Origin of the sequence: Parasphingomonas caseinilytica, from assembly GCF_036663755.1 — a bacterium.
Taxonomy (GTDB): Bacteria; Pseudomonadota; Alphaproteobacteria; order Sphingomonadales; family Sphingomonadaceae; genus Sphingomonas.
Window position 1 is genome coordinate 17,561 of sequence record NZ_JAXOJL010000004.1, and the last position, 20,445, is coordinate 38,005.

The following is a 20,445-nucleotide window of genomic DNA, read 5'->3' on the forward strand; positions in this document are numbered from 1 at the left end:
GCCAGCAAGCGACAGCGGACTCACAGGCCCGGCACCAAAATGCCGTCCGCTGCCGCCTTGCCGACGCGCATGCGCTGGGCGTCTGGCATCGGCTGGCGCAGATAGACCATCAGGTCGGTCAGCGCGGCAGACAGAGGATGATCGACGAACAGGCCGGGCACGCCGATCGCCGCCTGTGCGACCATGAGCGCGCGCTCCGCACAGGCACCGACCGTGATGCGTGCTGCCGCCACATATTCGACAAACGCAGGCGTGGTCCATTGCTCCGCCGCGGTTCGCACCGTTTCGGTGGCGGAGGCTGTCGCGACATAGAGTTCGGCCAACCGCCCCGCCTGATGCGGATCGCCCGCGCGGTCCATCGTGACGAGATGATCGCGAACATGATCGAACAAAGCCGCCACGCCACCGGCGTGGCAGGCGACGAAACGCAATGCCCCTCCGCTGAAGAACGGCTCGCGCGCATAATCGCCGGGCTCGCCGATGAGGTGGAAACTCGTGACAGGCGCATCGTTCCAACGGACGACATGTGTTTCGGAACGCTGCATGCCGACGACTTTCCACCAATCGCGGTCGATTGCGGGTGCCGATGTGTCGAGGTCTATGAGCACGAGCCGGTTGCCCTCCGCCATATCCGCGCCGGCCAGGGCGAAATTGAGCACGCCCGCGCCGGACGCGAAGCTCTTTCCGCCGGACAGTCTCTCCTTGTCGATCCGCAACGGTTCGCCGGGCAACGCAGCATTCCACACGCCGAATACGCCGCCGCTGGCTTCGACCTCGCGCGCAATCTTTGAACTGGCATAACGTGCGACGATCTGCCGCGCGTCGATATGGCCTTCGAACAGGCGGGCAAGCGGCAGATCGCGGCGGGCAACGCGGTAGAGCATGCGGAGCAAGGCCAACAATTCATCCGACGTTTCCGGATCGCCGCGCACGGGCAACAGCTCATGCAACGCGGCCAAGGTCGAGCGCATTTCCTGCCGGTCGGATGGTCGATGCGCCAAGGCTTCGTCTAGAGTCACGCGGCTAGGACCCGCTTGCTGCGGGCTATCCGTGCAAGCGCCGCTTCCGCTTCTTCGAGCGTCGATGTCCGCTCTCCGCCGGGCCGGTCTGGCACGACGCGCATCGCGAAAGCCTCGGCATTCGGCACCTCCGCTGCGATCCGATCGATGTGCGCGACATCGCAGTCGAACTCAGCCGCCAATGAAGCACGCCAACCGCCGATATCGGGCCATGCAGCCCGCGCAACGGCATGGCGTTCGTACCGCCAAACCGCGTCTTCGGGATGCCCCATCATGGGCGGAGTCTCACCAGAATCAACTTTGCTCAGATGGTCGGCAAGGCCCCCGATTGCGCGGCCCGATCGCCGGGCGGAGGTCTCAACCCGGATGGCAGCGTCGCGCCGGACCCGCAGGCCCGCACGATGTGCCGCATCGACCAGCCGCGCGTCCTCAGCCGAGGATATCGGCTCGAACCCGCCCAATGCACGATAGGCTGACGCGCGAAACGCCAGGCTCGCGCCGCTCGTGTAATGGTGCGTTTCGGGTGCCTCCCAGGCGACGGGATCGATCGCACGGCGCAGTGCGAACAAGGCGTCGTAATAGCGCTCGACGCGATCCTGCACGGCGTTCTCGCGGCCGCCTTCGCGCGCGATCCTGCCCGCGGCCACCTCCGCGATCGAAAGTGCGGCGGCATTCGCGGACGACCAATCGCGGGCGGGGACCGAATCCGCATCGGTGGAGACGATCATGCCGTCATCGTTCACCACCGAAAGCCCGAGATCCATCGCCCGCCGGCGCGCGAGCCCAGCATTCGGAGCGGCGGCCGCGACCTCCGCGCTGACGACCGCAAAGGGCAAACTCGTGGCGCGCGCCGCCACGATCCCCGAGCTAGCATCGGCACAGCCGTCGAACAGGATGCACAGGGTGAAATCCTGCCGGTCCTGCGCCGCGAGCGCGTCCAGAAATCGCGGCAGCAGGGCCGCTTCGTCTCGGACCGGCACGCAGATGGCCGTCCGACCGATCAAAGCGGCGCGGCGCGGCATGGGGGCCGGTCATCGCCAGGATCGTCGAGCCTGAAAGCCATGTCTTTGCATCCCGCCGCGAATGGCGGTCTGCAATCCTACCGCAACGGGCGGCGAAAAGACTCAGGATTTATATAGATAAGGATCAATGCGGGTGTTCGGCGTCTGCTGGCCGGTGCAGTATGCGGAACGGCTAGTCTGGTTGGTGCAGGTGGAGATAGGTCGGATCGAAATCGGCCGCTGCGCACAGACGTTTCCAGTCGAGCACGCGCACGCGCCGGTCCTTGATCGCCGCGATCCCCGCCTCCCGCAGATGGCGCAGCATGCGGTTGACGTGGACCGCCGTCAGATTGGTGGCATCGCCGAACTGGATCTGGGTCAGCGGGAATTCGAACTCCATGTCGTCGCGGCCGCGCCCGACACCGAAGCGCACGCTCAGTTCGGCCAGGAGATGCGCGATCCGCCCAATCGCGGTTTGGCGGGCATTGGTCAGCGACCATTGCGACAGGATCGCGGCGTCCACTGTGCAATCCCGCCAGAACGCCTGGGCCAGCGCCGGATAGCGTTCCGACGCCTCCATGATCGCACGATGCGGGATGCGGTAGATCACCGTCTCGCCCATGCTCTGCAACGCCGAGGCCGCCGTGGGCAGCACGGCGGAATGCAGATCGGCCATGTCACCGGAAATATGGATCGCAGTTGTCAACCGTTCGCCGCTCCGCGCCTGTCCGAACCGGCCCGCCATGCCCGACAGGATTAAGCAGGAGCGGTCTACCTTCTCGCCTAGTCGGACGAAATCACGGTTTGCTCGGATCAATTCGATCTTGCCAGGGAGACCGAGCACAGCCGCGCGCTCTTCGGAGCCCAAACGTGAACGTAACACAAGGCGATCCAGCCAGAGCGCAAGTCCATAGGTCGGGTCAGCCATGGGCTAATTCTAAGATGCCGGGGTCGTGACGTCTACTCACTGCCAGCTATTAGCCCACAATTCGCACTACATCGCGAAAAGCGACAATATGCCGTTCCCCGTTGTCGCGATTCTCAATCTCGATATGGCACCCGAGGCAAATGTTCCCATCCTCTAGCTCCGAACAAATGATCGCCCGAGCAGCGATTTCGGCATGATGGCGCGCCGTTTCCAGATCGGGCAGGTCACGCCCTTCCTCATCCTCCGTAACGACGCCGCATTCGTGAAGATGGAACATGAAATGTGTCATCGGTCTTCAACAGAATTGCTGCCTTTGAGTTGCGTTAGTTGATCCAGGTGACGACGATTACGAACGAGGGAGGGGGGACGTCACGTGCAGACTTGACGGTACGAATAATGAATGGCGGAAGTCGGCAGAGCCGAAACATCTCGCGGACGTCCGTAAATGGGTCAGGCCTGCCGCTGGCATAGGCACCCCAATAATGCCGCAACTGAGTACCGCCTCACGACATCAAACGTCGAGACACGTCGCGCATGAGCTCGCCTGAAGATCTTAAGTCAGTTCATTGAGGTTAGAGCGATCGCGCTCTGGTCGGGAGGAGCTCACCTTTTGCTACACCGCGCACGTCCGCGAAACTCCGCACCGTATCGTCACCGACCGGAAATGCTCGCTATGGTGGCCAACATCACTTAGGCAAGCTGATCGCCGATGGATACGCCTCTGGCATCCGGTGACTGAGAGACGCTCTCGTGTGCTCCCGCTGATACGGGAAATGTGCATGTCGAACGTAACAGCGATATTTAACGCTCTTGATGCTGAATTGCCGACGATCGAAGCCGATCCGAGCGAGGTCGATCTCACCAACTGCGATCGCGAGCCGATCCACGTGCCGGGCCTGATACAACCATTTGGTTTCCTCGTGGCCGTATCTACCGACTGGTTGGTATCGCGGGTCTCCGCAAACGTTGGCGACTTTTCTGGTTTGTCGCCCGACCACATCCTGGGCAAGCCCCTACGGTCGATCTTCTCCGACAATGCCGAGCATGCTTTGCGTAACCTCGCCAGCCAGCTGCGCGGCGTCGATGCGATCGAGCGCGCCTTTAACATGCCACTGATGGCGGACGGTGCGCTGTTCGACGTCGCAGTTCATTATTCGGGTCGATCGCTGGTGATCGAGGCGGAGCCTGTTTCCGAGTCGGGTGTGGACGCCGCGCTACTGGTGCGGACCATGGTCGTCCGGCTCGACCAGATCGATGCGATGGAGACCTTCCTGCGCGAAGGCGCGCGTCAGATCCGTGCGCTTACCGGGTTCGACCGGGTAATGGTCTATCGCTTCGACGCAGTCGGTAGCGGGGAGGTGGTCGCCGAGGCACTGCGGACTGGCGTCGACAGCTTTTTCGGCCTGAACTATCCCGCGTCCGACATTCCGACGCAGGCGCGTTTGCTGTATCTGCGCAGCGTGTTCCGCATCATCGCCGATGTCGCGTCCACGCCGGTGCCAATCATCCCAGTGCTTGATTTTGCAGGCGAACCGCTCGATCAGTCGATTTCGGTGCTGCGCGCGGTGTCGCCGATTCATATCGAATATCTGCTCAACATGGGCGTGCAGGCGTCGATGTCGATTTCTATCATCGTCGATGGCAAGTTGTGGGGACTGTTTGCTTGCCACCACTATGCGCCACGGTTGCCAAGCTTCGCCCATCGCAGCGCCGCCGAGCTGTTCGGCAGGATGTTTTCGATGATGCTCGAGCGGCGCGAACGCCAGATCGCGCGGGAATATGCCGGCATGGCTCGTGCCGTTGCCGACCAGCTGACGGCGTCCGCCGCGCGAGACAGAAAGCGACTGAAGAATGCGGGTTGGCTGGGTGATGTCATCTTCGGCGCCATCCCGGCCGACGGCATCGGTGTTTCGATTGAGGGCGACATCGTTCTGACCGGTCTGACCCCGAACGAGGCGCAGTTCAGTGCCGTTATCGATCAACTCAATCGACTTTCCCCTAGCCAGGTATTCGCGACCGACAACATCGCGAGCCATCTGCCCGATGCAACCGCGTTCGCGGACAAGGCCGTCGGCCTGCTCGCCATTCCGACTTCCCGGTCGCCACGCGACTATGTCGTCCTATTTCGCACTGAGCGGCTGCACGCCGTTCGATGGGCGGGCAACCCGGAGAAAGAGATACAATATGGTCCCAACGGTCCGCGACTGACTCCTCGCAAAAGCTTCGAGGCGTGGTCCAAGCTGGTCGAGGGCACGTCTCTACCCTTCACGACGGCCGAGTTGCAGGTCGCCGAGACCCTGCGCGTCGCGTTGCTGGAGATCGTCCTTCAGCTCTTGGACGCCGCTGGCCGGGAACGCGCGCATGCGATTGCGCACCAGGAAACGTTGATCGCGGAACTCAACCACCGCGTGCGCAACATCCTGTCCCTGATCCGCGGGCTGATCTCTCAGACACGAGACAGCGCGCTCACAGCGGATGCCTTCGTGACGACGCTCGATAACCGCGTCCAGGCCTTGGCGCGCGCCCACGATCAGCTGACCGCCGAGCGGTGGGGCCCAGCGCGGCTCATAGATTTGATCCTGACTGAGACGCATGCCTATCTCGGCGAGAAGCGGGAACGGATCATGCTCGACGGACCGAACGTGCTGATCGACCCTACCGCATTCACGGCGCTAGCCCTGGTCGTCCACGAGCTCGTCACGAACGCTGCCAAATACGGCGCCTTGAGCGATAGTGGAAATGTGCGCCTGCATTGGTCGATCGATGACAGTGGGAACCTGGCGATACGCTGGCGAGAGGCGGACGGGCCGCCCGTTACCCCGCCCACGCGCAAGGGCTTCGGTTCGACGATCATCGAACAGTCGATCCCCTACGATCTTGGCGGACAGGCCGACGTTTCTTATGCCAGTGCGGGTTTCGAAGCAGATTTCGTCATTCCAGCACGCTTCGTCGGAGAGATCCTACCGGATGCCGAGCGCATTGAAATGCCGGTGCGCGCTGTGGATGCGGTAGGCCGTCCGCTTGAAGGGTGCGTCGTATTGCTGGTCGAGGACAGCATGATCATCGCGCTCGACTGCGAAGACAATCTGCGCGAGCTCGGGGCGCAGGAGGTATACACGGCCGCGACCGTCGATCTTGCGCTTGCCCTAATCGAGGAGCGGCAGATCGACTTCGCGATCCTCGACTTCAATCTCGGCGACGAAACAAGCCTCGCTGCAGCACATAGATTGGTCGATCGGAACGTTCCTTTTGCCTTCGCGACTGGTTATGGCGACGCGCCCGAAGTTCGGGACTCGCTCGCAAAGATCGAGGTCATTCGCAAACCCTACAACGCCGCTGCTCTTGCGATCGCGATCAAGGCCACAGGGCCACTGGCTGGCCGACGTTGAGGTCGGCCATGTCGGAGTTGCGGGCGCGCACCGCTTATGCTCACGCGGACATCGACCAAACGTTCGGCGCTTACGATCTGACCGACAGTCGCGAGTACGCGCAGCTGCTTCTGGCCCACGCGCGTGCACTGCCGGTAGTTGAAGCACTCCTCAAGAGCCACCCTGAGCTACCACCGATACGGACCAGGACAGACGCACTCATCGCAGATTTGTCGATGCTCGATGAACCCATGCCGTGCCCGATGTTGTTCGACGAAGCTGGCAATGGCGCGAGAGGATGAGGCATCTGGTATGTCGTCGAGGGTTCGAGGCTCGGCGGCGGTATCCTGGCTAAGCTAGTTAGCGCCGCACTTCCTACCACATATCTCGCCGCGGGGTACAACCCGGGGGAATGGCGCGCGATCGGCGAGGCAACGCCGAGGCGATTCGGCAAAATGCTGGCTGGCTTGGCGAGGCGACCCTTGGCGCCGCAGCCTGCTTCGATCTGTACCATCGCGCCGCATCGTGTGGCTGCACCACCGCGGCGATGTGAGGCCGTTTCCCGCACACGGCTCTACAATCTGCTAGCTACCCTATTCGATCTGGAACCGCTGAAATTTACGCAAACGTCTACCGCCTTCAGATGAACGAGCGTCGTAAGTTGGGGCGCCCTAAACCACTTACGAATGTCGCACTTTGGGTCTTTTGGACCGTGAAGTTGCTCGGCAGGCAGCAATCATGGGCGGTCGTAGCGAAGAACTTTTCTGCGCTCCGAAGCCGACATTCTGAATAGGGGTCTTGAGACCTGCAACACTCGGACAATTTTAATGCCGAGCTCGCGTCGCAACCGACCGGTTTCGCCACCACCATATTAGGATGAGCGGGAGGATTGCCAGTTTACAGCCTTGCGAAGAACGCGCGACAATTGCTCGACAGAGTAGGGTTTGTGAAGCAGCTCAAACCCATGATGACCGTTTTGGGCAAGAACATGGCTATAGCCGCTCGTGAGGACAACAGGCAGGTCAGGATACCGGCGACGTACCTCCTCGGCTAATTCCACGCCGCTCATTCCCGGCATCACAACGTCGGAGAAAATCACGTTGAACCGGGCGGCGTTCGCTTCCAGCGTTGCAAGGGCGGCCTCGGCGTTGATCGCCAGCTCGCTATCGTAACCAAGCTCACGCAGCGCCGCCGTTGCAAAATCGCCGACATCTCTATTGTCCTCCACGACAAGCACGCGGGCGCCGTCGCCGTCGACGCGGATAGGCACTCCGCTTTCCTGCTGGACAATCGCGCCGTCCGGCACGGCACGCGGTAGATAGAGGGTGAAGACCGTGCCTTCGCCCGGCGTGCTGTTCACGCGGATGTCGCCGCCCGACTGCTTGGCAAATCCAATTACCTGGCTCAATCCTAGCCCGGTTCCCTGGCCCACGCCCTTGGTCGTGAAAAAGGGCTCAAAGATGGCTTCCAGCTGGCCGGGCGCGATGCCGCCGCCTGTATCGGCGATTGTCACTACAATGAAGTCGCCCGCGACGGCGGCTTCCCCCCGAATTGGCGGGATGCCCGACACAGGGCCCATCGCGATTGTCAGGCAACCCTCGCCGCGCATCGCGTCACGTGCGTTGATACCCATGTTTACGATCGCAGTGTCGAACTGGCTTTTATCGGCAATAATGAAGAAATGCTCGCGCGGCATTTGAAGGTCGAGCACGATGCGGGAGCCAGTCATGGTCCGGAGCATCGTCGCGACCTCGTTCAACGAGTCCGCAACGTCGAACAGGTCGGCGCTGAGCGCTTGGCGGCGTGCGAAGGCGAGGAGCTGACCGGTCAGCTTGGCGGCGCGGTCGGCCGTGTCGCCAATCGCATCGATGTAGCGGACACGCTTCGCTTCGGTGAGATCATCGCGGCGGAGAAGGTCGACCGAACCGCGGATCACAGTCAGCAGGTTGTTGAAGTCGTGCGCGACACCACCGGTGAGCTGGCCGATCGCTTCCAACTTTTGGCTCTGGCGAAGCGCCTCCTGCGCGGATTCAAGTTCAGCCGACCGTTCCCGATCGACGGTGACATCGCGGCCGGTTGCATACGTCATATCTTCGGCCGGGGCGGCCGTCCATGAGATCCAGCGCACCGTACCGTCCTTATGCCGGTAGCGATTGACGATTACTGGTAACCCGCCCGCTGCGGCCAGTTCGTACGCGCCTACAGTGCCAGCGTGGTCGTCGGGGACGACAAACTCGTTTACGTGACGACCGACCAGCTCGTCTGGCGCGTAGCCAAGTATTGTGCCCCATGCCGGGTTCACGCGCCGGAACACGCCTTCGAAATCGATAACGAGCATTAGGTCAGGCGAGGTTTCCCACATGCGGTCGCGCTCAGCTGTCCGGTTTGCGAGATCTGTCTCTCGGTCCTTTACGTCGGTAATATCGCGCGCGCTGCAGTAGACTTTGCCGTCGTCAGGTACCGCCACCCACGATAACCAGCGCCAGCCGCCGCTCTTGCAACGATAGCGGTTTTCAAAGCGCAGCGCAGGCGCGCCTCGTTCGTTCGCGTCCTCCCACGCGTCTTGCGTCCTGGCGAGGTCGTCGGGGTGGATCAAGTCTAGGAAGGGAGTGCTCCGCACCTCCTCCTCCGACCAGCCGAGCGTTGTTTGCCAAGCCGGGTTTGATTGTTCGAAATAACCGTCGACATCGATGACGCCCATCAAATCGGGACTGACCTGCCAAGTTCGGCCCCGCGCCATCGCGCGCTCGGTGACCTTGCGCTCCAGTTCGGTCTTAGCGTCTTCACCTTCCAAGATCGCGCGGCGCAGTTCGAGCTGCGTCATGACTTGCCGTGCGAGCTGGCGAAGCGCGCGCTGCTGAAACTCCGTCAGGGAGCGCGGTGCGTGATCAAGTACGCACAGCGTTCCGATAGGCAAGCCTTCTGGCGTCTTCAGGAGTGCGCCGGCGTAGAAGCGAAGCCCGTCTTTTGCAGTGACCAACGGGTTGCATTTAAAACGCTCGTCCAAGGCGGCGTCTGGCACCAGCAGGAAGTCGTCATTGTGCATCGCTGCGCCGCAGAAGGAACCTTCCATCGGTATAGAGTCGACGCCAAGCCCGACCTCGGCCTTGAACCATAGGCGGTCGCCTGCGATCAGGTTGACAATCGCAATTGGCGTCTCACAGATCTCGGCGGCGAGCGCGGCAAGCTCGTCGAACCCGTCTTCGCGCGGCGTATCCAGCACACGGTACCGTTTTAAGGCTGTCAGCCGCGATTCGTCCGTCACGATGAGATGATTGTCTGCCATACTTGGTATTTGTAGCGGCGAAAATTCGGGTGAACCAGACTGAGCTTGGTCCAAAAGATATCCGGTTGCCGGTGCCCACGTCGACCAGTCTTGACACCGCCCTCGTTGGCATTCGACCGTTAATCCTGAATGCCGCTCAATGGGAAAGTTCACACAAAAACGGCATCAGCGCTGAGCTGAAACCATCAAACCCGTGAATCAACGCACCTGAACAAACGGCTAATTTTTGTTTGAGCCAAAGGCGCGTCAAATGTCCGCTCTTGGGTAAAATTGACCCAGGAACCGGTCGTGCAATAACGCTGAACCGCTTCAATCAATAGCATCCAGTTTCACAGTGCGGAGCATGATCCGCTTCGACATCCTGCATGGACTTCGAGCGCGACGCACCTGCTCGATACACGACCTCACCCAACAACCCGCAGTTTGATCGGATATCGCTCACTGGCGGCGGGCTGACGTTATGGGCCTAAAGCCCAGTACCGCCTCACCGGTGTGAAAGGGCGTGCCAGCCGATAACATGCTGAGAAACCGAGGTAATGGCTCAAAGGTGCTGGCTGTCTCTTTACAGTGCCAGACGAATTCCTCCTTAACAACCAATCACATAAGCATGCCGGTACGGCAGCGCTTTTATCTCGCCATCACCCCTCCTTCTCGACAAAACGAGCGGTCTCTCCTCCTCTCTACGAAACAATGCGCAAAACCACGCCACCGCAAGATTACGACGCGGGCGGCGACCGGAAGAAATGCAGTGAGATGATTGGACCAGCGGACATCTCAGGAATCAAAAATCAGCGCTATTTGCAAGGGATTTGCACTGCCATATATCTGCAGGCTCAGGCTCAGCCGCAAGCCTAAAGTAGCCTTTTCCAGCGCAAATTTTTGATTGCCAGACGCCGCGTAATTAGGGGTTTGGCAAGGCAAGCCGTTGCTCACAAACCTTTTCAACAAGGTCCTGCAGTACAGCGACACGCTCACCTAGCCAGCGCAATTCCTCGTCGCTGATCTCGTAATGCGTTGAGTATCGCGCGTTCACATAGGCCTGCCGTAGCAATTCAAAACAACGACGTGAAAATCGATCGCTGCGTGGCCAGGCTGGCATTAGGGACGGTGCGATCTGTTCGCACTGAGATCGCAAAAAGGTGAGCCGATGCGACTTCGGACTGTAGAGCGTGAGCGTCAGAAGCGTGCAATGGTAGAGGCGTTCTGTTGCCTGATGCAGAGTGAAGGCAGCATCTTTTCGCCACTTCGGGTCACGCGTCGCCTCTTCGATTTCCATGCGGAAAGTGTGAATTCGGCGCGCCGCGTTCGGAAACCATTCGTCAAAATATAGCCGCGCTTCATTGCGCGCTTCTTCGGTTGGGAGATCGCGCGGCGCGGCAAAATTAAAGCCTTCGGCGTCGTACAAAGCGACGCCTTGCTTCACGATATCGTTGAAAAACGGACGCCCGCGCTCGAGCTGAGCGTTCACATCGTTGAGGCAATGCACGATGAAGCTGACCGGCGCAGTGAGCGCATTGGTGATGGTCGCGTCTCGCATAAGCCGGTCCTCGGCGGGGGACCAGAACTCGAATTCCGTAAGCCGATCGTCGCTGACGACCACCAGAATATCGTAATCGGATTTGTAGCCGCCGACCGGGTCATCGACCCAATCGCCGCGCGCGTATGAACCGTACAGTACGACCTTGAGGATGCGGCCTTGCTTAGCCCATTTTTGATTTCCGCGCGCGTGCATCGCTTCAAATTCTTGGAACAGCACGCGCACGATATGGGCCAGTTCGCGCTGCTTGGATTGCGGCAGATGATCGAGCGTATCGCGCATGATCCAGTCCTAGCGAGCGATCATTAGGAAGCACAAGCTCGCCCGGCAGTCGACCGGCGAGCACATCGTTTTCGACAGCTTGGGCTGCCTGGTCGATCAGGATAGCGCCCGGTCGATAGCGACCATCGCCCGCGCCACGGATCGCTCTACCTGTTTCACGGACAAGCCCATGACGTCGGCGATATCCAGATAGGTCATCTTGTCGAGCCTAACCGCGAGGAATATCTCCCGGTCCCTCCGCGATAAACTGAACATCGCATATTCCAGGCGCTTCAGGTCCGTAGCATCCTCCGGCGGACAATTGAGCCCGATAAGGTGACGAAGCCACTTCACTGCCTTTCTCCTTCTCAACCAGCGCAACCGGCGCCGGAATGGCGGGGTGAGCGGCAGGAGCAGACCGGCAGTCCCGCGCAAGCGCCGGGATGCACCCGAAGGGCCGCAGCGAAGCGGAGGAGCCGGGCAAGGCCCGGCTTGCTGGCCGTCGGGGCGGGACTAGAGGGAGGCGACGCTCACCCCGGCAATCCGTGTGCCGCAGGCACACGCCATCGCGAGCGGAGCCGCGATGTCCGCATGTTCGGCCGCAGGCCGAACCATAGCGTCAATGACCTTCACCCGGAGGGCCGAGACGCGTAGCGGCTCGGCGGCGCGCAGCGCCGTAGAGCATGGCCGCGCGCCAGCGCGGGACGTCCGAACGCGAATTCAATTCGCAAAAGCGTTAGAAAGAATCCGTAGGATTCTATGTTAGCTCAGTTAAGGGTGCAAATACGCCAAACATATCAGATGTTTGATGCGCATTTCGGTCGCCGTTAGCACGAGTTTTCGGTCGTCGAAAGCACGAGCAAAAGGGTCGCCGATAGCACGAGGACGTGCTTCTACTTATCCACAGCCTGATCGCTAGCGCCGCACGTCTGGGCGTCAGAGGGACCGCTGGCGGTCGTGCTGGTACGAGCTGCCTATCCGATGGCGAATCAATCACACAGACGTGGAGCTGCCGAGTGCCGACAGAAGTGGCCACTAGCGGCGAAAACTATTCCGTGATGCGGCGCCGAAACTTATTTCCAACTGCTTCCAGTACGCTTCCAGTTCGGAATTTTCGCCGAAGGAGCCCCCGAAGGGAAAAGCTAAGCAGTTGAGTTATTTGAAGAAAATGGTGCTGCCGGTGAGGATTGAACTCACGACCTCAGCCTTACCAAGGATGCGCTCTACCACTGAGCTACGGCAGCATTTCCACTTTGCGGCGGAGGCGGTCTAAGAGACGAGGGCGGCGCGAATGTCAAGGCGAAGACGGCAATGAATCACCAGGACGAGAAAGCGGAGCGGCTGGCGGCGGCGCTGCGCGAGAACCTCAGGCGGCGCAAGGCGCAGGCACGCGGCATCGATGCGCCCTCGCCCGCCCCGACGCCGGAGGACGATCCGCTCAAGCGATAGGGGCGCATTTCCCCTTCAGCCAGGCGAGCTCGTCTCCTGCCATCTGGGGGCCGAGCACCGCCACCACCTGTGCATGATACGCATCGAGCCAGGCCCTTTCGGCTTGCGTTAGCATGTCCGCGATGATCAGGCTGCGCTCAATCGGACAGAAGGTCAGCGTTTCGAACCCGAGCATGTCCGCGTCGCCGTGCGGGAAGACGCGGGCCTCGACCAATACGAGATTCTCGATGCGGATGCCGTATTCGCCGGCCTTGTAATAGCCCGGCTCGTTCGAGATCATCATGCCGGGGCGCAACGGCTCTGCCGGGCCGCCACCGGGATAATTGGGCGGGGCGATTCGCTGCGGGCCTTCGTGTACCGACAGATATGCACCGATGCCGTGGCCGGTGCCGTGCGCATAATCCAGGCCGGCTTCCCATAATGGGCGGCGCGCGAAGGCATCGAGCTGCCCCCCCGTCGTGCCGGGCGGGAAGATCGCACTGGCGAGCGCGATATGGCCTTTCAATACGCGGGTGAAGCGGTCGCGCATCTCGTCCGTAGGCGTGCCGACGGGGACGACGCGCGTCACGTCGGTCGTGCCATCGGCATATTGTCCGCCCGAATCGACCAGATAGAGCTGGCCCGGTTCGATCGGCGCGTTCGATTCCTCGGTGACATGATAATGCGGGCTGGCCCCGTTGGCGCCGGTCGCGGAGATCGTGTCGAACGAGGTGTCGAGCAATACGCCAGTCGCCTCGCGAAATTCCTGCAGCTTGGCGGCGGCGGAGAGTTCGCTCTGGCCGCCTTTGGGCAGTTCGATCTCGCACCAGCGCAGGAAGCGCGCCAGCGCCGCGCCGTCGCGCGCCGAGGCGGCACGGTGGCCGGCGATCTCCGCCGGGTTCTTTAGCGCCTTGGCCAGCACGACGGGATCGCGCTCGGCGATGACGGTTGCGCCACCGGCCTCGAGCGCATCGAAGATCGCCGCCACCGCGCGTTCGGGGTCGGCGGCGATGCGCTTGCCGGCATAGATGCCGAGCGCGTCGGCGAAATCGGCACGCGGCCGCACGCGCACGGCGTTGCCGAGATGCTTTGCGACGTCCTCGCCGATCTTGTCCGGTGCGACGAACAGGTCCGCCGTGCCGTCGGCATCGACGATCGCATAGGCCAGAGCGACCGGCGTGTGCGCGACATCCCCGCCGCGGACGTTCAGCGCCCAGGCGATCGAATCGAGCGCGGTCAGCACCACAGCATCGGCCTTCTGTTCGGCAAGCCAATCGGCGATGACGCCACGCTTCTCGGCCGAGGACGCGCCGGCGCGATCGTCGTTCTGCACGGTCAGCTTGGCATCCGAAGGCTGCGGACGATCGGGCCAGATCGCATCGACCGGATTGGTATCGACCGCGACCAGCTCCGCCCCGCGCGCCGCCAGCGCCGTGCGCGCCTGTTCTACCCAGGCGCGGGTGTGCAGCCACGGATCGTAACCGATCCGCCCGCCCTCGGGCGCGTGCTCGCCCAGCCAATCGGCGATGCTGACGGCCGGCACCGGCACGTACTGCCAATGCGCGCCATCGACCTGCTGGCGCACCTGCAACGTGTAGCGCCCGTCGGTGAAGATCGCCGCGTCCTCAGGCAGCACGGCGGCGGCACCGGCCGAGCCCTGGAAGCCGGTGAGCCAGGCGAGACGCTGGGCATAGGCACCGACATATTCGCTCATGTGTTCATCGGTCAGCGGCACGACGAAGCCGTCGAGGCGGTCGCGCTTCAACTGGTCGCGCAGGGCGCGGAGGCGGTCGGCGTAAGTGGACATCGGAAGGGTTCCCGGCAGCGATCGGATCGGCGATGCTTCTGGCAGATTTCCCGCGTGCGCAACAGGCGGTGATTGCTTAGGAGCGGCAGCGAAGGAGATTTCGGGATGCAGACGATAGGGGTGATCGGGGCCGGGCAGATGGGTGCCGGCATCGCGCAGGTTTCGGCGCAGGCGGGCTATCACGTATTGCTGTCCGACGTCTCCAAGGAGCGCGCGGAAGCGGGCAAGGCCGGCATCGCCAAGCAGCTAGACCGGCTGGTGACGAAGGATAAGATCACCGCCACCGCGCGCGACGAGGCGCTGGCGCGGATCGAATGCATCCACAGCGTCGCCGACATGGCACCGTGCGGTCTGGTGATCGAGGCGGCGACCGAGCGCGAAGAGATCAAGCGCGCGATCTTCGCCGAGGTCGGCAAGGTATTGGGCGCGGACGCGGTGCTGGCGTCGAACACGTCGTCGATCCCGATCACGCGGCTGGCGCAAGCCTCGCCCGATCCAGCCCGCTTCGTCGGCGTGCATTTCTTCAATCCGGTGCCGGTTATGGGATTGATCGAGCTGATCCGGGGGCTGGCCACGTCGGATGCGACGGTCGAGACCGTGGAGAAATACGCGCAGGCGCTGGGCAAGAAGGTGGTGCGCGCCAATGATGCGCCGGGGTTCATCGTCAACCGCGTGCTGATGCCGATGATCAACGAGGCGTGCTTTGCGCTCGGCGAGGGCGTGGCGACGATCCCGGACATCGACCTGGCCTGCCAATTGGGCCTCAATCATCCGATGGGGCCGCTGACGCTCGCCGATTTCATCGGTCTGGATACGTGCCTGGAGATCACGCGCGTGCTGTTCGAGGGCACGGGCGATCCCAAGTTCCGGCCGGCGCCGGTGCTAGTGAAATATGTCGAGGCGGGCTGGTTCGGGCGCAAGACCGGGCGCGGCTTCTACGATTATTCGGGCGCGGAGCCGGTGCCGACGCGGTAGATCCGCCTTCGCGCTGCCCTTGATCCTACGCCGCCAAAGCCTCCAGCCAGCGCTGGTGCCAATGTTCCATCCGTCGCGGGAACAGGCGGCGGCCGATGCGGGCGACCCAGCCGTGCTGGGTTTCCTCGGTCAGGATCGTGCAGCCGCCGTCGGCGAGTGGAGTGATGAGCCAGGCGTGATAGGCGCGTATGCCGAACGCTTCCGCGATCCACGCGATGCGCGTTTCGGGTTCGAATTCCACGACGCGGGTATCGAGCGCGACGCCGAACGTCTTCCAGCGGAAGCGGGCGTCGGCGAACAGATCCGCGCCGCCGCCTTCCACCCGCACATCGCGCGCATTGGCGTAGATCGCCGGCCAGCGGGTGGCGTGGATCAGGCGGGCCCAGACGAGGTCGGGCGCGATCGTCGTTTCGATGCAGTTGACGACATGGACCGGGCTGTCCGCCGGCGCGAAACCGGGCGGCCAGCGGATCCCGTCGGTCACTTGGGCTTCACTTGCGCAGGCAGCGCGGTGAGCGCGGCGATCAGCGCCTTGTCGTCGGCCGGGGCGATCGGTGCCTTGTAGACGCCACGCATCTTGTCGATCGTCGCCTGCCACTTCTCCGCGTTCAGCGCCGGCTGGGCGAGGATCATCTCGGGCGAATGGCAGGCGGTGCAATTGGCGGTGATCAGGTCGCTGCCGGGCGTCGCAGGCAAGGCAGCGACCTCGTCGGGAAGCGTGATGCTGTCCGACACCAGGGTCACCCCGCCGCCCGACACCGAGGGCGCGGTGGCGGCGACCGGCGTGGCGACCGGATCGACGCGGTGGATCAGCGCCAGCCAGCCGACCGCGAGCACAGCGAAGATCGCCACCGCGGCGATCGCGATGTTGCGCCCGATCATGCCGCCGTCACCCTTATGCTCTCGATCGCGTTGCGCATGAACCCGGCGGGGTTCCAGGTCGGTTGCCGAACCTGGGTCTGCCCGGCGGCATTGGTGCAGCGGACCGCGATGCCGTAATCGCCCGGCGGCTGGGGCGGCACGGTCGCCTCCCACAGGCGGAAGCCGTATTTGCCGTGATCTGGCCCGAGCGGCGCGGCGTGCCAGCTACGCCCGCCATCCATCGACAGATCGACGCGCGCGACCGCGCTCGTCCCGCCCATCGCCAGCCCGCGAATGTAGAAGGGCGAATGCGCCACGACCTTCGCACCGTCCGCCATATTGGTGAAGAAGACGCGCGGGATCATGCGATTGATCGGCACGGTCGGGAAATCCTTCGCGCCCGGCACAACGTTCGCGCCCGGCGTGTCCGGAATGCGATACGCCTTGTCCATCCAGTATCCGGTGTCCGGCGCATCCAGCACCTCGATCCGGTCGAGCGCCTTGACCCAATAGGTCGAATACCAACCGGGCACGATCAGCCTCAGCGGAAACCCATTGAGCATCGGCAATTGCATATTGTTCATCTGGAACGCGACCATCACCTCGCCATCGCGCGCATGATCGAGCGTCAGCGATTTCTCAAACGGCGCGGCACCGGGCGGCGGCTTGTCGAGGCCACCCACGCGCACCGCCACCGCATGCGGCGCGACACCGGCGAGATCGAGCAGGTGGCGCAAACTGACGCCGACCCATTTCGCATTGCCGATCGCGCCATTGCCCCATTGCGCCCCGGGTACGCGGGGAAAGAAATGCCCTCGCGAATTGCCCGAACATTGGTTGATCGCGGCGATCTCGACTCGCGGCATCTTGAGCAGATCGGCGAGCGAAATGCTCAGCCGTCGCCGCACCGCTCCACCAATGTTCAGGCGGAACGTACGCACATCGACCGAAGTCGGAATATCGCTGTAATGCCAGCGCACGAAAAACCGGTCGTTGGGGGTGAAGACCTGCCCGTCGAGCGCATCCATCGGCGTTTCGAGCAACGGCGCGCGGGCGCGCTGCAGGATCATGTTGCCCTTGCCCGGAAAGCCCCCAGCGACGGCACGCGCACCATTGCCGCCGGGCAGGCCGAGATCGAATACCCCCTGCGCCCAGACCGGCGCGCTTGCCAGCCCTGCCCCGCCCAGTCCTACTCCACCCAACCCGATCAGGCCGAGCGCGCGGCGGCGGTCCATTTCAGCCATTGGTCTGCAACGATAGCGGCGCGAACCGTGCGATCTGCTGCCCGACCATGCACAATTGATCGACCACCGCCTGATCGTTCGCCCCGCCTTCGTCATCGAACTTGGTGATCTGCGTGTTGATCGCCGCGGCGAACGGCGTGGGCCAGCCGCGCAACGCGTGGACGATCGAACGCAAGGCCGCGATCGTGCTGCCGGTCGCCTGCCAGCCATACGCGGTGGCGATCAGGCCGACGGGCATGTCGGCGAGATACGGGCGATCCGCGTCGCGTGCGGTTTCCTCGAGCAGATCGAGCGCGTTCTTCACCACGCCCGAAATGCTGCCGTGATAGCCCGGCGATGCGATGATCAGCGCCGACGCACCGCGCACCGCTTCGACGAAATCCTGTTCGTCCGGCGTGCGCGTGGCGGCCTTGGGATCATAGAGCGGCAACCGCCCCATCTCGACCCCGCCGAACATGCGGGTGCGAAACCCCTCGCGCCCCGCCGCATCGAGCGCGATCTTCAGCGCGCGTTCGGTGGAGGACATGCCGCCGATCGTGCCGCCGATGCCGACGACCAGTGGTTGTTCGGAAGATTGACTCGTTTTCGGCACTATACCTTCTTCCGTTCGTCCTGAGCTTGTCGAAGGACCGTACTTCTAACGGCGGTGGAAAAGAAGAACAGGGCTTCGACAGCCCCGGATCAAGTCCGGGGCCGAACGATGGGTCAGTGCCCCGTGAATGTCACCGCGCGAACGGTGCGTGGTCGATATTGGGCAGTACGTGCCGTGCGAACAGATCGGCCTCCGCCGCATGCGGATAGCCCGACAGGATGAACGCCTCGATTCCCATGTCGCGATACGCGTTGATCTTGGCGAGCACCTGATCGGGATCGCCGACGATCGCGGCGCCGCAGCCCGAGCGGGCGCGGCCGACGCCGGTCCACAGATTGGCCTCGGCATAACCGTCGTCGGCGGCATTCTCCCGCAGCGCGGCCTGCGCGGCGACGCCGGTCGAGGCGGAATCGAGCGATTTCGCGCGGATCGCGGCCCCTTCCGCATCGTCCAGCTTCGACAGCAGGCGATCGGCGGCGGTGCGGGCCTCGGCCTCTGTATCGCGGACGATGACATGGGCGCGGTAACCGAATTTCAGCGTGCGGCCATAAGCGGCGGCGCGCGCGGTCATGTCGGCGATGATCGCCGCGACCGTCTCCTGCTTATCCGGCCACATCAGGAACACGTCGCAGCCTTTGGCAGCGGCATCGCGGGCGTCGGGCGATAGGCCGCCGAAATAGAGCAAGGGTGCCTTGCCCGAGACGGTGCCCACGCGCGGCGGATCGACCTTCAGCTTCCAGAAGTCGCCATCGTGATCGAGCGGCTGGCCGTTCAGCAAGGTCTTCAGGATGTGCATCGCCTCGACCGTGCGGGCGTAGCGTGGGGCGCTGGCCAGCGTTTCGCCGGGCAGGTCGCTGGAGATGATGTTGACGGTCAGGCGGCCCCCGAGCAGCCGGTCGATCGTCGCGATCTGGCGCGCCAACTGCGGCGGCCAGCTTTCGCCGATGCGCACCGCCATCAGCAGCGCCATGCGGCGCAGCATCGGTGCGATCGCGGCGGCAAAGGCAGTAGTGTCGATGCCGAGCTGATAACCCGAGGGGAGCAGGATATTGTCGAACCCGCCGGTCTCGGCCTGCAACACGATGTCGCGGCAATGCTCCCAGCTCGATTTCAGCCTGGCGTCGGGCACCCCGAGAAATTCGTAATCGTCATCGCACAGCGCGGAGAACCAGGAGATCTCGCACGGGGGATTAGTAGGGGGCGGATTGGTCACGGCAGTTTCTCCCCGCGCGATGCGACCAGCACGTCATACCATTCGGTGCGCGACCAGCGTACCTTATGCACGTCAGCGATCTCGGCGATGCGGCCGGCATTCTGCGTGCCGACGATCGGGATCACCCCCGCCGGGTGGGTGGTGATCCAGCTGTAGGTGGCGATGGGGCGGCTGACTCCGGCTTCCGCAGCCTTCTTGTCGAGGGCGGCGGCGACGGCGTGTTCGCGCGCGTTGCCCGGTTCGGCGATGCGGCCGCCGCCCAGCGGCGACCAGGCGAGCACGGCGATGTCGCGCTCCATCGTCAGATCGAGCAGGCCGGAGGTGATCGGATCCAGTTCCAGCGGCGAGAATTCCGGCTGCACGGTGGCGAGCGGGATCGTCAGGTAGCTGGCCAGCGCCGTCGTCTGCGCAAGCGTGTAGTTCGACACGCCGACCGCGCGGACCTTGCCCGATGCGACCATCTTCTCGAGCGTCGCGGCGACCTCCTGCGGGTGCGCGAGGATGTCCGGACGGTGGATCTGGTACAGGTCGACCCGGTCGGTCTTCATCCGGCGCAGCGAATTGTCGAGCGCCGCTTCGAGATAGGCCGCGCTCGAATCGTACGGCACCGGCGGGGTGATGCCGCCCTTGGTCGCCAGGACCATGCGGTCGCGCATCCCGGGCGAATCGGCGAGGATATCGCCGAGCAGCGACTCGGCATCGCCGAACCCGCCTTCGCCGTTGAAACCGTAAATGTCGGCGGTGTCGAACAGCGTCACGCCGGCGTCGAACGCCGCCTCGATCAAGGCCTTGCCCTCGGCAGGCGACACGCCGGCGAAGCGCCACATCCCCCAGGCAATAGGTGAGACCAGCAATCCGCTCTTGCCGAGCGGCCGCATTTCGGGTGTAAGGTGGGTTTCAGACATCGTTGTCATATAAGGGCGAG

18 protein-coding genes and 1 tRNA gene are annotated in these 20,445 nt (G+C 63.2%); 4 read left to right on the forward strand and 15 right to left on the reverse strand.

Translation table 11 applies throughout. The features are described from left to right. Positions 1-20 precede the first annotated feature (20 nt). The 4 genes from U1738_RS10060 to U1738_RS10075 form a co-directional block, all read right to left on the reverse strand. Positions 21-1,019, reverse strand: a complete 999-nt coding sequence (locus tag U1738_RS10060) for an acyl-CoA dehydrogenase family protein (protein WP_332788923.1) — start codon at positions 1,017-1,019, stop codon at positions 21-23. Next, positions 1,016-2,041, reverse strand: a complete 1,026-nt coding sequence (locus tag U1738_RS10065; protein ID WP_332788924.1) for a glycosyltransferase family 2 protein — start codon at positions 2,039-2,041, stop codon at positions 1,016-1,018. The genes U1738_RS10060 and U1738_RS10065 overlap by 4 nt, the downstream gene beginning before the upstream one ends. A 172-nt stretch (positions 2,042-2,213) precedes the next feature. After that, a complete protein-coding gene (locus U1738_RS10070) occupies positions 2,214-2,765 on the reverse strand; it encodes a Crp/Fnr family transcriptional regulator (RefSeq protein WP_332788925.1) in 552 nt (183 codons plus the stop codon). Positions 2,766-2,997: 232 nt separating this feature from the next. Further along, positions 2,998-3,237, reverse strand: coding sequence for a DUF6894 family protein (locus U1738_RS10075; protein WP_332788926.1), 240 nt, complete (start codon positions 3,235-3,237; stop codon positions 2,998-3,000). Positions 3,238-3,727: 490 nt separating this feature from the next. Here U1738_RS10075 and U1738_RS10080 point away from each other — a divergent pair, with 490 nt between their 5' ends. Together U1738_RS10080 and U1738_RS10085 are read left to right on the forward strand one after the other, a co-directional pair. Continuing rightward, the gene (locus U1738_RS10080; protein ID WP_332788927.1) at positions 3,728-6,337 is read left to right on the forward strand and encodes an HWE histidine kinase domain-containing protein; all 2,610 of its coding nucleotides are present in this window, start codon (positions 3,728-3,730) and stop codon (positions 6,335-6,337) included. Positions 6,338-6,345: 8 nt separating this feature from the next. Next, a complete protein-coding gene (locus tag U1738_RS10085) occupies positions 6,346-6,618 on the forward strand; it encodes a heme oxygenase-like domain-containing protein (RefSeq protein WP_332788928.1) in 273 nt (90 codons plus the stop codon). A 569-nt stretch (positions 6,619-7,187) separates the two neighbouring features. Here the strand turns inward: U1738_RS10085 and U1738_RS10090 are convergent. The 4 genes from U1738_RS10090 to U1738_RS10105 form a co-directional block, all read right to left on the reverse strand. Further along, positions 7,188-9,602 (reverse strand): PAS domain S-box protein, encoded by a 2,415-nt coding sequence (locus U1738_RS10090; RefSeq protein ID WP_332788929.1) that lies wholly within the window; start codon positions 9,600-9,602, stop codon positions 7,188-7,190. A 901-nt stretch (positions 9,603-10,503) separates the two neighbouring features. Continuing rightward, the gene (locus U1738_RS10095; protein WP_332788930.1) at positions 10,504-11,421 is read right to left on the reverse strand and encodes a HEPN domain-containing protein; all 918 of its coding nucleotides are present in this window, start codon (positions 11,419-11,421) and stop codon (positions 10,504-10,506) included. Between the two features lie 96 nt (positions 11,422-11,517). Further along, positions 11,518-11,754, reverse strand: a complete 237-nt coding sequence (locus U1738_RS10100) for an RNA polymerase sigma factor (RefSeq protein ID WP_332788931.1) — start codon at positions 11,752-11,754, stop codon at positions 11,518-11,520. An 815-nt stretch (positions 11,755-12,569) separates the two neighbouring features. Then, positions 12,570-12,644, reverse strand: a tRNA-Thr gene (locus tag U1738_RS10105). Positions 12,645-12,711: 67 nt separating this feature from the next. On the opposite strand from U1738_RS10105, the gene U1738_RS10110 reads away from it, so the two are divergent. Next, positions 12,712-12,849, forward strand: coding sequence for a hypothetical protein (locus U1738_RS10110; RefSeq protein ID WP_332788932.1), 138 nt, complete (start codon positions 12,712-12,714; stop codon positions 12,847-12,849). Here the strand turns inward: U1738_RS10110 and U1738_RS10115 are convergent. Beyond that, positions 12,839-14,635: an aminopeptidase P family protein gene (locus U1738_RS10115; RefSeq protein WP_332788933.1), complete on the reverse strand. Its 1,797-nt coding sequence runs from the start codon at positions 14,633-14,635 to the stop codon at positions 12,839-12,841. The genes U1738_RS10110 and U1738_RS10115 overlap by 11 nt on opposite strands. A gap of 105 nt (positions 14,636-14,740) precedes the next feature. Here U1738_RS10115 and U1738_RS10120 point away from each other — a divergent pair, with 105 nt between their 5' ends. After that, positions 14,741-15,610 (forward strand): 3-hydroxybutyryl-CoA dehydrogenase, encoded by an 870-nt coding sequence (locus U1738_RS10120; RefSeq protein ID WP_332788934.1) that lies wholly within the window; start codon positions 14,741-14,743, stop codon positions 15,608-15,610. 25 nt (positions 15,611-15,635) lie between these two features. Here U1738_RS10120 and U1738_RS10125 read toward each other — a convergent pair whose 3' ends face one another. From U1738_RS10125 to U1738_RS10150, 6 genes are all read right to left on the reverse strand, one after another. Continuing rightward, entirely contained in the window at positions 15,636-16,094 is a 459-nt protein-coding gene (locus tag U1738_RS10125) for an SRPBCC family protein (RefSeq protein WP_332788935.1), read from the reverse strand. After that, complete coding sequence (locus U1738_RS10130; protein WP_332788936.1) at positions 16,091-16,492, reverse strand: cytochrome C nitrite reductase; 402 nt, start codon at positions 16,490-16,492, stop codon at positions 16,091-16,093. The genes U1738_RS10125 and U1738_RS10130 overlap by 4 nt, the downstream gene beginning before the upstream one ends. Continuing rightward, positions 16,489-17,715 (reverse strand): molybdopterin-dependent oxidoreductase, encoded by a 1,227-nt coding sequence (locus tag U1738_RS10135; protein ID WP_332788937.1) that lies wholly within the window; start codon positions 17,713-17,715, stop codon positions 16,489-16,491. The genes U1738_RS10130 and U1738_RS10135 overlap by 4 nt, the downstream gene beginning before the upstream one ends. After that, positions 17,708-18,307, reverse strand: coding sequence for an NADPH-dependent FMN reductase (locus U1738_RS10140; RefSeq protein WP_332788938.1), 600 nt, complete (start codon positions 18,305-18,307; stop codon positions 17,708-17,710). Before U1738_RS10140 ends, U1738_RS10135 begins: the two co-directional genes overlap by 8 nt. Before the next feature lie 130 nt (positions 18,308-18,437). Continuing rightward, positions 18,438-19,520 (reverse strand): LLM class flavin-dependent oxidoreductase, encoded by a 1,083-nt coding sequence (locus U1738_RS10145; protein WP_332788939.1) that lies wholly within the window; start codon positions 19,518-19,520, stop codon positions 18,438-18,440. Continuing rightward, positions 19,517-20,425, reverse strand: coding sequence for an aldo/keto reductase (locus U1738_RS10150; protein WP_332788940.1), 909 nt, complete (start codon positions 20,423-20,425; stop codon positions 19,517-19,519). The genes U1738_RS10145 and U1738_RS10150 overlap by 4 nt, the downstream gene beginning before the upstream one ends. Positions 20,426-20,445 lie beyond the last annotated feature (20 nt).

What these genes read in the sequence shown, in the direction of transcription:
- U1738_RS10065 (WP_332788924.1), bottom strand. Translation starts at nt 2,041, where the DNA reads ATGCCGCGCCGCGCCGCTTTGATCGGTCGGACGGCCATCTGCGTGCCG.
- U1738_RS10070 (WP_332788925.1), bottom strand. Translation starts at nt 2,765, where the DNA reads ATGGCGGGCCGGTTCGGACAGGCGCGGAGCGGCGAACGGTTGACAACT.
- U1738_RS10075 (WP_332788926.1), bottom strand. Translation starts at nt 3,237, where the DNA reads ATGACACATTTCATGTTCCATCTTCACGAATGCGGCGTCGTTACGGAG.
- U1738_RS10080 (WP_332788927.1), top strand. Translation starts at nt 3,728, where the DNA reads ATGTCGAACGTAACAGCGATATTTAACGCTCTTGATGCTGAATTGCCG.
- U1738_RS10085 (WP_332788928.1), top strand. Translation starts at nt 6,346, where the DNA reads ATGTCGGAGTTGCGGGCGCGCACCGCTTATGCTCACGCGGACATCGAC.
- U1738_RS10090 (WP_332788929.1), bottom strand. Translation starts at nt 9,602, where the DNA reads ATGGCAGACAATCATCTCATCGTGACGGACGAATCGCGGCTGACAGCC.
- U1738_RS10095 (WP_332788930.1), bottom strand. Translation starts at nt 11,421, where the DNA reads ATGCGCGATACGCTCGATCATCTGCCGCAATCCAAGCAGCGCGAACTG.
- U1738_RS10110 (WP_332788932.1), top strand. Translation starts at nt 12,712, where the DNA reads ATGAATCACCAGGACGAGAAAGCGGAGCGGCTGGCGGCGGCGCTGCGC.
- U1738_RS10115 (WP_332788933.1), bottom strand. Translation starts at nt 14,635, where the DNA reads ATGTCCACTTACGCCGACCGCCTCCGCGCCCTGCGCGACCAGTTGAAG.
- U1738_RS10120 (WP_332788934.1), top strand. Translation starts at nt 14,741, where the DNA reads ATGCAGACGATAGGGGTGATCGGGGCCGGGCAGATGGGTGCCGGCATC.
- U1738_RS10130 (WP_332788936.1), bottom strand. Translation starts at nt 16,492, where the DNA reads ATGATCGGGCGCAACATCGCGATCGCCGCGGTGGCGATCTTCGCTGTG.
- U1738_RS10135 (WP_332788937.1), bottom strand. Translation starts at nt 17,715, where the DNA reads ATGGCTGAAATGGACCGCCGCCGCGCGCTCGGCCTGATCGGGTTGGGT.
- U1738_RS10150 (WP_332788940.1), bottom strand. Translation starts at nt 20,425, where the DNA reads ATGTCTGAAACCCACCTTACACCCGAAATGCGGCCGCTCGGCAAGAGC.